Below are 8,896 nucleotides of genomic sequence, written 5' to 3'. Positions count from 1 at the left end.
CGTTCTCGACGAGCGCGTCGCGGTCGCCTGCAGCTCGTCCATGTCGCCGTCAACGCGCTGGACGACCGCGGTCGTGCCAGCGACGTCGACCTCTTCGCCGGTCCCGCCGCCGGACGCCCGGGCCTCCGCGAGCTGCTGCTTGAGGTCCTCGATGGTCTTGCCGCGCTGCTTCCACTCCGTGAAGAACCGCTCGGCGGTCTCCGGGACGTCCTCGGGCGCCACGTCGAACGTGTCCGCGGCCGCCAGCAGGTCGTCCTCCAGGTCCTGGACGTGCTCGACGGCGGCGTCGCCCGCGGCGAACGTGAACCGCTCGACGCCGTCCTGCACGCGCTCCGTGTTCAGGATCTTGATGGTCCCGATCTCGCCGGTGCGGTTGACGTGCGTCCCGCCGCAGGCCTGCACGTCCTCGGCGACGTGGATCAGGCGGATGTTCTCCCCGGCGGGGATGCCGCCCTGGTAGAGGTCGAAGCCGTACTTCTCCTCGGCCTCGTGGCGGTGGGGCCACTCCCGCTGCACGCTCGTGTTCTCGCGGACGATGTCGTTGGCGACGCGCTCGATGCGCTTGACGGTCTCGCGGTCGAGGCGCTCGTAGTGCTTGACGTCGATGCGGGAGGAGTCGGTCCCCTTCTGGGCGCCAGCCTGCCGGACGTGCTCGCCGAGCACCTCGCGGGCGGCGTGCACGACGACGTGCGTCGCGGTGTGGTGGGCCATCAGCCGCTGGCGGCGCTCCATGTCGATCTGACCGCGCACGAACTCGCCCTTTCCGGGGTCGTCGGTCGTCCGGTGGAGGACGACGTCGTCGCGCTTCTGGACGTCCACCACGTCCACGGACTGGTCGTCCGTCGACAGCGTTCCGTGGTCGGCGGGCTGGCCGCCGCCCTCGGGGTAGAACATCGTCTGGTCGAGCACGACGTCGTAGACCGTCTCCCCGCCCTCCTCGCGCTCGAAGACGTCCAGGACGACGGCTTCGAACTCCCCGCGGTAGGGGTCGTCGTAGTACAGCGCCTCCGTCTCCGGGAGGTCGTCGAGGCGTTCGTCGGCGCTCTCCTCGTCGGCGAGCGCGCCGCCGGAGTCGTGGCGCTCGGCGACCAGGGAGTAGAAGTCGTCGGGCGCCTGCACGTCCGCGCCGACCTCGCCGGCGATGTCCGCGACCATGTCCGGCTGGATGCCGTGGGAGTCGTACAGTTCGATGAGTTCGGACGCCGGAATCGGCTCGTCGCGGTCGGCGTACTCCTCGGCGAGCTGGCGGACGCGGCGGCCGCCGCGCTCGAGGGTCTCGGCGTACTTCTCGACCTCCGAGCGGACGATGCTGCGGACGGTGTCGCGGTTCTCGTAGCCGAGGCGTTCGGCCTGCATGTCCACGAGTTCGTCCAGCGGCACGTCCGCGCCCACCTCGTCGACGAGGCGCTTCGTGCGCCGCAGCACCATGCGCGCGAGGTAGCCGGTGCCGACGTTGGACGGCACGATGCCGTCGCCGAACATGTACGCCATGGTGCGCGAGTGGTCGGCGATGGCGTAGATGGACTCGAGGGGCTCCACGAGGTCCAGGAGGCGGCCGGTGTCGACGCCGATTTTCGCCGCGATGTTGTCGCGAGCGGCCTCGATGTCCTCGGCCTCGTCGATGTCGAGGTTGCCCGCGAGCTTCGCGGCGCGGTGGACGATCTCGGCTTCCTCCTCGGAGTAGTCGATGCCGGCCTGCTCCTTGAGGAAGTCGATCATCTCGGGGTAGATGGACTCGTAGACGGTGGCGGTGCCCTGGCTCATCCACGTCCAGCGCTCGAGGCCGTAGCCGGTGTCGACCACGCGGCGGTCCATCCGGGAGTACGTGTTCCCGTCTTTCATCTCGAACTCGCCGTCCGGGTCCAGTTCCAGGGACATGAAGACGAGCGTCGCCACCTCGAGGCCCTTGTAGATGACCTCGAACGCCGGGCCGGCGTTCCCGCCGCCGACCCACGGGTCCTCGATGAACGTGACGTCGGCGAGGTCGACGCCCATCTTCTCGAGGAGGCCCTCGCAGTACTCGACGGTCTCGTCCTTCCAGTACACCTCGCCCTCGTAGGCGTAGTCGGTGCCCTCGTCGGCGTTGAACGCGTGGTGCCCCATCATCTCGAAGGCCATCGTGTGCCGGCCGGTCTTCCCGACGTTGTCGATGTCCTGCATCCGGATGCAGGGCTGGGAGACCGCCAGCGGGTTCGCGGGCGGCGGCGACTGCCCGGAGGTCACGTGGGGCTGGAAGTCGTAGATGGACGCCTGCGTCAGCAGGACGTCGTCGCGCCACCGGTTCGCCGCCACCGGGTACGGGTCGAGGCGCTCGTGGCCGTGCTCCTCGAAGTACGAGAGGAACTGCTCGCGCATCTCCTCGAGGCTGTACTCCTGGTCGAACCCGGGGTCGTCGATGAACTGGTAGTCCTCACACGGCGGTTCGCCGCAGGTCGTTCGGTCCGGGTCGCGCGTCCAGAAGTGCGCGCCACACTCCACGCACTCCGTGCGATCGAAGCCTTCCTCCTCGAAGTAGTCGAGGCGGTACTCCGATTCGAGGTCGCTCATTGCGTGTAGATGGCCGACCGACGAGTAAAACAGTTCCGGGGCTGGCTCACGCCGTCCAGACCCGCTAGCACGGCCCGTATCGGCCGGTTCCGTCCTCACCGACTGGCGTGCGGCGTCAGCCTTACGTCCGGCCCCGCGTAACCCTACCACGATGCCATCACGGCGCTTCTCGCGGCGCGCCCTCCTCGCCACCGTCGGGTCGGCCATCGCCGCGACGGCCGGCTGTAACGCCCCTGCCGAGTCCTCGGAGACGTCGCCGTCGAACACGACTGCAGACGCCCCCGATTCGACCGACGAGGGAACAGACTCCGGCGCCAGCGACGACCGGGAGATATCGCTGTCCGGCGAGGACGCCTGGACGACGTACGGCTACGAGGCCGGGCACAGCGGCTACAACCCCGACGCCGTCGGCCCCGCCGACGACCCCGGGATGGTGTGGAACTCCTCGGTCGAGGGCATCTACACCCTCCGCGAACCCGCTGTCGCCGACGGCCGCGTGTTCGTCGGCAGCGACCAGATCATGTGGGCGTTCGACGCGATGTCCGGCGACTCGGAGTGGCAACGCAACCTCGGCGGGATGGCTCACCACTTCTCGCCGACGTACCGCGACGACACGCTGTACGTGGTCGCCAAGGACGCCAGCGGCGTGAACAGCGAGGCCGCCGGGTCGGTGCGCGCGCTCAACCCCGAGACCGGCGACCGCCGGTGGGCGAGCAGTCTCCCCGTGACGTCGACGGTCGCACACGACGGCGACCGGCTCTACGTCGCCGCGAAAGCCGACGGGAACGGCTACGTGCAGACGCTGGACCCGGACAGCGGCGACCGCGGGTGGCGCTTCGACGTGCCGGACGCCTCCGAGAGCTACGTCACCGCGGTCCCGACGTACGCCGACGGCACGGTGTACGTCGCCGCGACGAAGGTGGACGGCGACGGCTCGACGCCGGCACGCTGTACGCCCTCGACCCGGAGTCCGGGGACCTGGACTGGACGTTCGACACCGAGTCGGCGCTGTCCGTCGCGGCCGTCGTCGCCAACGACCGCCTCTACGTCGCCGCGCGCGACGGCACGGTGCACGGGCTCTCGCTGGACGGCGACGAGGAGTGGGCGGAGGACGTCGGCTCCCGTGTGTACACGCGGCCGACGTACGCGAACGGCCGCCTGTTCGTCCTGACCGCGGCCGACATCGTCGCGTTCGACGACGGCGGCACGGAACTGTGGCGCGCCGCCAGCGAGCGCACCCAGATGACGGGGATGAGCGTCGCCGCCGACACCCTCTACGTCGGCGGCGAACCGCTGTTCGCGCTCGACGTCACCGACGGCTCCGAGATCTTCGACCTCCCGGTCGGCGCCTACCACGGCTCCTACGGCGCGCCAGTCGTCGTCGACGACGTCATGTACGCCGGCATCTGCATCAAGGAGGAACCCGGGTCGCTGTACGACAACTACGTCCGCGCGTACGTCTGACTCCCGCCCAGCGGTGGGATGGCGAGCATCACGGCGAGGCCGGCCGGTTCCACCAAGCCGTAAGCAGCTGGCGCCCGTGAGTCCCTCCATGGGACGAATGGTGGACGGCGAGTGGCGGACCGAGGCAGAGCAGATCGAACACGACGAGGGCGGCGAGTTCGAGCGCGAGACGACGTCGTTCCGGGACTGGGTCGGCGATGAGTACCCCGCGGAGTCCGGCCGCTACCACCTCTACGTCTCCTACGCGTGCCCGTGGGCGCACCGGACGCTGCTAGTCCGCGCCCTCAAGGGCCTCGAGGACGCCGTCTCCGTGAGCGTCGTCGACCCCGTGCGCTTCGACCAGGGCTGGGAGTTCGCCCCGGACAAGCCCGGCTCCACGCCCGACCACGTCCACGGGTCCGAGTACCTCCGCGAGGTGTACGCGCACGCCGACCCCGCGTACACGGGCCGCGTCACGGTGCCGGTCCTCTACGACACCGCCGAGGACACCATCGTGAACAACGAGAGCGAGGAGATCATGCGCATGCTCGATGTCGCGTTCCACGACCTGGCCGACCGCGACGTCGACCTCTACCCCGAGGGCTACCGCGACGAGGTCGACCGCGTCGTCGAGGACATCTACGACCCCATCAACAACGGCGTCTACCGCGCCGGCTTCGCGGAGACCCAGCGCGCGTACGACAACGCCGTCAACGACCTCTTCGACGCGCTCGCGCACTACGACGACGTGCTCGGCGACCAGCGGTATCTCGCGGGCGACGTCCTCACGGAGGCCGACGTCGCGATGTTCACCACGCTGTATCGCTTCGACGAGGTGTACCACACGCACTTCAAGTGCAACCGCGAGCGAATCGCGGACTACGACAACCTCTGGCCGTACCTCCGCGAGCTCTGCCAGCTCCCGGGAGTCGCGGACACGCTCGAGATGGACCACGTGAAACAGCACTACTACCGGAGCCACGGTCACCTCAACCCGAAGCGCCTCGTCCCCACGGGCCCGAACCCGGACTTCTTCGCGGCCCACGAGCGCGACGACCTGCCGGGCGGCCCGCCCGCGGACCTGCAGCGGTAGTCGGTGCAGCCGCGGACCTGCGGGAGTACTATGGTCGCTCGCCGCGTCGACGCAGCATGGTCCTCTCGCGAACCGACCTGCCGGGACTCGCCCTCGCCGTCGTCATCTGCAACGCGGTCGGCGCGTCCCCCGCGCTCCTCACCGCCGGCACCGTCGAGACGTGGTACGAGACGATCACCCAGCCGGCGCTCGCGCCGCCGAACTGGGTGTTCGGGCCGGTCTGGACGCTGTTGTTCACGCTGCTCGGCGTCGGTGTCTACCTCGTGTTGCGGGACGGCAGCGGCCGGGCCCGAACCCTCGCCGTCGGCCTGTTCGTCGGCCAGTACGCGTTCAACGTCGCGTGGACCCTCGTCTTCTTCGGCGACCAGAACATCGCCGGCGGCCTCGCAGTCATCCTCGTGCTGCTCGCCCTCATCGCCGCGACGCTCGCGGCGTTCTGGCGCGTCCGCAAAGAAGCAGGCCTGCTGCTGGTCCCGTACCTCCTCTGGGTGGCGTTCGCCACGTACCTCAATTACGCGTTCTGGGTGCTGAACTGACCGCCCGGTCCGTTACTCGTCGCCGCCGCGCTGCTCGCTCTCGACGGCGAGCTGGTCCTCGGACTGCCAGCTATCGAGGCGTCGGTCGACCTCGTCGTAGACGTCATCGCGGCTGACGTCGGCGCGCTGGGAGAGGTGGAGCACGTAGGCCGATAGCAGGTCGAACTGGGGGGCGTGGTCGTCCTCGTCGGCCCATCCGTTCTGGAGCAGCATCTCCGGGCCGTCCTGTGGGTCGTACCGCAGGAGGGCGGTCGGGACCTGCTCCTCTTCGGACACCAGTTCGACGCACTCGCGCTGGAAGTCGGTGAGTTCGACCATGCCCGACAGTTCGCCCGCGCCGGGAAGAACCCTGTTATCCGGGGTCAGTCGTCGGCGCGGAGCGCCACCGACGCCAGCAGCGCTTCCAGCTGCACGCGCTCGTTGGCGCCCTCCGCGATGCGGTAGTCGGCCTCGCCGAGGCGGTCCAGCAGGCGCACGGCGGCCTCCTCGTCGACGTCGAAGTCCCAGACGGAGCGGTGGACCTGGTCGATGATGTCGCCGCCGGCCAGCCCGCGGTTCGAGATGAGGTCGTCGAGCGTCGAGCGCGCGGCCATGAAGTCGCCGTCGAGCGCCTCCGTCACCATGTCCTCGATCTCCTCGGGGCGCGCCGTCGCGGTGATTGCGAACACCGTCTCCTCGTCGACGACGTCGCCCGTCGCCGACGCGGCCTGCAGCGCGTTGATGGCGCGGCGCATGTCGCCGTCGGCGGCGTACACGAGCGCGTCGATGCCGTCGTCGGTGTACTCCAGGTCCTCCATCTCGGCGACGCTGCGGAGGTGTTCGGCGACGGCGTCGTCGTCGATGGGGGAAAAGCGGAACACCGCACACCGGGACTGGATGGGGTCGATGATCTTCGAGGAGTAGTTACACGAGAGGATGAACCGCGTGTTGTCCGAGAACTGCTCCATCGTTCGGCGGAGCGCGGACTGCGCGTCGTCGGTGAGCGCGTCGGCCTCGTCGAGGAAGATGACGCGGTAGTCGTAGCCGCCGAACGACGTCCGCGCGAAGTTCTTGATGCGGTCGCGGACCACGTCGATGCCGCGCTCGTCGCTGGCGTTCAGTTCCAGGAAGTTCTCCCGCCAGTCGTCGCCGTACAGTTCCTTCGCGATGGCCACTGAGCTGGCCGTCTTCCCGGTGCCGGCCGGCCCCGCGAAGAGGAGGTGCGGGAGGTCGTCGCGGGCGACGTAGCTCTCCAGTCGGTTCGTGATGGAGGGGTGCCCGATGATGTCCTCGAGTCGCTCCGGCCGGTACTTCTCCACCCAGATTTCCTGCCGACCGCCGGCGGCGTCTGCCATAGATCCGGACAGGCGCTACCCGGACTTAAACTCCGCGAGACGTCGCCCCCTCGTAGGCCGGTTATCGACAGCACTCACCGAATGAACTCCCGGACGGCCCCCGGTCGCGGTGGGTGTGCTGACAGCACGCCTCACACCCAGTATTATCTATTCGGACGTTGTCACGTACGGTATGTCGACTTCCAGCCGCTCCAGGCGCGTACTCGCGCTCGTGCTCGTCGTGGTCCTCGTCACTCCGCTGTTCGTCGGCGTCGCCGCGGCCGACCAACGTGCAGGCGGCACCGTCGTCGTCGACGAGGGCGAAACCGTCACCGGTGGCCTGCAGGCGACCGCGGGCTCGGTGGTCGTCCGCGGCACCGTCGAGGGCGACCTCCAGGCCGCCGCAGGTTCGATCAACATCGCGGAATCCGGCACCGTCACGGGAGACGTCTCGGGTGCCGCCGGATCCATCCGCATCGCAGGCACAGTCGAGGGTAGTGTCGAGGCCGGCGCCGGCAGCATCGACATCACAGAGACCGGCGTCATCCGCGGCGACCTCGACGCCGGAACGGGGTCGTTCTCACACGCCGGCACCATCGACGGCACCGCCCGCGTCGGCGCCAGTAGCCTCACGCTGACGTCCACGGCGGCCGTCGGCGGCGACTTCGTCTACGACGGCGACATCACCGTCGCGGACGACGCGACCATCTCCGGGGAACTCCGCGAGGACCCCTCCCTCTCGGGGTCGCCGTTCACTGGCCTGCCGGACGTCGCCAGCTGGCTGCTGACGCTGTACAGCCTCCTGCTCACCGTCATCGTGGGGGCCATCCTCCTCGCGGTGTTCCCGGGCGTCTCCCGGACCGTCGCGGACGGCCCCCAGGAGTCGCCGGGGCGCTCGCTCGGCGTCGGCTTCCTCGTGCTCGTCGGCGTGCCGATGGTGCTCGCGGCGCTGTTCGTCACCATCGTCGGCATCCCGCTCGGGATTCTCGGCATCTTCCTGTACGTCCTCCTGTTGCTGGTGGCGTTCGTCTGGGGCGAGTACGCGGTGGGCGCGTGGCTGCTGTCGCTCGCTGACCGTGACCAGCGCTGGCTCGCGCTCGTCGTCGGCGTCGCCGCGGTCTACCTCGTCGGCCGCGTCCCGGTGCTCGGCGACCTCGTCGAGTTCGCGGTGCTGCTGTTCGGTCTCGGCGGCGTCGGTATCGCGAGCTACCGGTGGTTCGGTCGCCGCCGCGGCGGCGACGAGACGGAGTCCGTCTCGAGCGACGGTGGCGACGACGCGGACGCTGGTAGCGGCGACGAGAACGGCGACGGCGATTCCGGGGTCGCCGGACCCGTCGCGTAAACACGTTCGCCCGCTGCGCGGGACGCTTTAGCGAACGCGCGCCCTACGGCCGGATGGAACGCCATCGCGGGACACCGACCTGCCCGCAATCGGGCTTCCTAAGGTCGCCCACGGGCTACGTCAGGCCATGCGCGTGACCGTCGAGGTGGTCGGCGAGGACACCCACGAGTTCGACGTCGACGACGAGACGTACGCCGACCTCCTCGGACGAATCGACCTCAGCCCGCACGAAGTCTCGGTGATGGTCGACGGGACGCCGGTTCCCGAGGACCAGCCCGTGGCCGCCGACCACGTGCGGGTGCTGCGACTCATCAAGGGTGGGTAGCGTGCCAGCCAGCGACGGCGACACCGACGGGACCGACCGACCGGCGACTGCACCCCCGGACAGCGTCGTGATTCGGCGCGCGTCCGCCCGCGACCACCTCGGAGTGATGCGGGTGGTGGACGGCGCGAACCTCGAACTCGCCGCGGAGACGGCCGAACGCCGCATTGAGGGCGGCACGGTCGTGGTCGCGGACGACGACAACCGCATCGTCGGCGCGCTCGTTGCGGTCCCACGGGACGAGGGCGTCCACGTCGAAGCAATCGCCGTGCGCCGCCGCCGCCGCGCGCAGGGGCATCG

General features: G+C 69.5%; 9 protein-coding genes and 1 pseudogene. 7 read left to right on the top strand and 3 right to left on the bottom strand.

The annotated features are described in order from the left end of the window. Positions 1-2,547: alanine--tRNA ligase (alaS, locus tag GRX66_RS13610; RefSeq protein WP_159527047.1), on the bottom strand; the 2,547-nt coding region annotated here is incomplete at its 3' end. 151 nt (positions 2,548-2,698) lie between these two features. On the opposite strand from alaS, the gene GRX66_RS20580 reads away from it, so the two are divergent. The 4 genes from GRX66_RS20580 (at position 2,699) to GRX66_RS13590 (ending at position 5,619) form a co-directional block, all read left to right on the top strand. After that, positions 2,699-3,718 carry a PQQ-binding-like beta-propeller repeat protein gene (locus tag GRX66_RS20580; RefSeq protein ID WP_159527046.1) on the top strand — a complete coding sequence of 340 codons (1,020 nt, stop codon included), beginning with the start codon at positions 2,699-2,701 and terminating at the stop codon, positions 3,716-3,718. Next, on the top strand, positions 3,673-4,011 hold the full coding sequence (locus tag GRX66_RS20820; RefSeq protein WP_201293021.1) for a hypothetical protein: 339 nt from the start codon (positions 3,673-3,675) through the stop codon (positions 4,009-4,011). Before GRX66_RS20580 ends, GRX66_RS20820 begins: the two co-directional genes overlap by 46 nt. Before the next feature lie 88 nt (positions 4,012-4,099). Beyond that, on the top strand, positions 4,100-5,083 hold the full coding sequence (locus GRX66_RS13595) for a glutathione S-transferase family protein (protein ID WP_159527044.1): 984 nt from the start codon (positions 4,100-4,102) through the stop codon (positions 5,081-5,083). Positions 5,084-5,139: 56 nt separating this feature from the next. Beyond that, entirely contained in the window at positions 5,140-5,619 is a 480-nt protein-coding gene (locus GRX66_RS13590; protein ID WP_159527043.1) for a TspO/MBR family protein, read from the top strand. A gap of 12 nt (positions 5,620-5,631) precedes the next feature. Here GRX66_RS13590 and GRX66_RS13585 read toward each other — a convergent pair whose 3' ends face one another. Both GRX66_RS13585 and GRX66_RS13580 read right to left on the bottom strand, forming a co-directional pair. After that, positions 5,632-5,937, bottom strand: a complete 306-nt coding sequence (locus tag GRX66_RS13585) for a hypothetical protein (RefSeq protein ID WP_159527042.1) — start codon at positions 5,935-5,937, stop codon at positions 5,632-5,634. 44 nt (positions 5,938-5,981) lie between these two features. After that, positions 5,982-6,953, bottom strand: a complete 972-nt coding sequence (locus GRX66_RS13580; RefSeq protein ID WP_159527041.1) for a replication factor C small subunit — start codon at positions 6,951-6,953, stop codon at positions 5,982-5,984. A 172-nt stretch (positions 6,954-7,125) separates the two neighbouring features. On the opposite strand from GRX66_RS13580, the gene GRX66_RS13575 reads away from it, so the two are divergent. The 3 genes and pseudogenes from GRX66_RS13575 to GRX66_RS20045 form a co-directional block, all read left to right on the top strand. Next, complete coding sequence (locus GRX66_RS13575; RefSeq protein WP_159527040.1) at positions 7,126-8,274, top strand: polymer-forming cytoskeletal protein; 1,149 nt, start codon at positions 7,126-7,128, stop codon at positions 8,272-8,274. Positions 8,275-8,401: 127 nt separating this feature from the next. Continuing rightward, complete coding sequence (gene samp2 / locus GRX66_RS13570; RefSeq protein WP_159527039.1) at positions 8,402-8,599, top strand: ubiquitin-like small modifier protein SAMP2; 198 nt, start codon at positions 8,402-8,404, stop codon at positions 8,597-8,599. Further along, positions 8,592-8,896, top strand: a pseudogene (locus GRX66_RS20045) (hypothetical protein); the annotation flags it as partial. The gene samp2 and the pseudogene GRX66_RS20045, both read left to right, overlap by 8 nt.

It is taken from the genome of Halobacterium bonnevillei (assembly GCF_009831555.1).
Taxonomy (GTDB): Archaea; Halobacteriota; Halobacteria; order Halobacteriales; family Halobacteriaceae; genus Halobacterium; species Halobacterium bonnevillei.
This window is presented reverse-complemented; position numbering and strand designations above follow the sequence as displayed.

Coding starts and splice junctions, on each gene's coding strand:
- GRX66_RS20580 (WP_159527046.1), top strand. CDS start 2,699: ATGCCATCACGGCGCTTCTCGCGGCGCGCCCTCCTCGCCACCGTCGGG.
- GRX66_RS13595 (WP_159527044.1), top strand. CDS start 4,100: ATGGGACGAATGGTGGACGGCGAGTGGCGGACCGAGGCAGAGCAGATC.
- GRX66_RS13590 (WP_159527043.1), top strand. CDS start 5,140: ATGGTCCTCTCGCGAACCGACCTGCCGGGACTCGCCCTCGCCGTCGTC.
- GRX66_RS13585 (WP_159527042.1), bottom strand. CDS start 5,937: ATGGTCGAACTCACCGACTTCCAGCGCGAGTGCGTCGAACTGGTGTCC.
- GRX66_RS13580 (WP_159527041.1), bottom strand. CDS start 6,953: ATGGCAGACGCCGCCGGCGGTCGGCAGGAAATCTGGGTGGAGAAGTAC.
- GRX66_RS13575 (WP_159527040.1), top strand. CDS start 7,126: ATGTCGACTTCCAGCCGCTCCAGGCGCGTACTCGCGCTCGTGCTCGTC.
- samp2 (WP_159527039.1), top strand. CDS start 8,402: ATGCGCGTGACCGTCGAGGTGGTCGGCGAGGACACCCACGAGTTCGAC.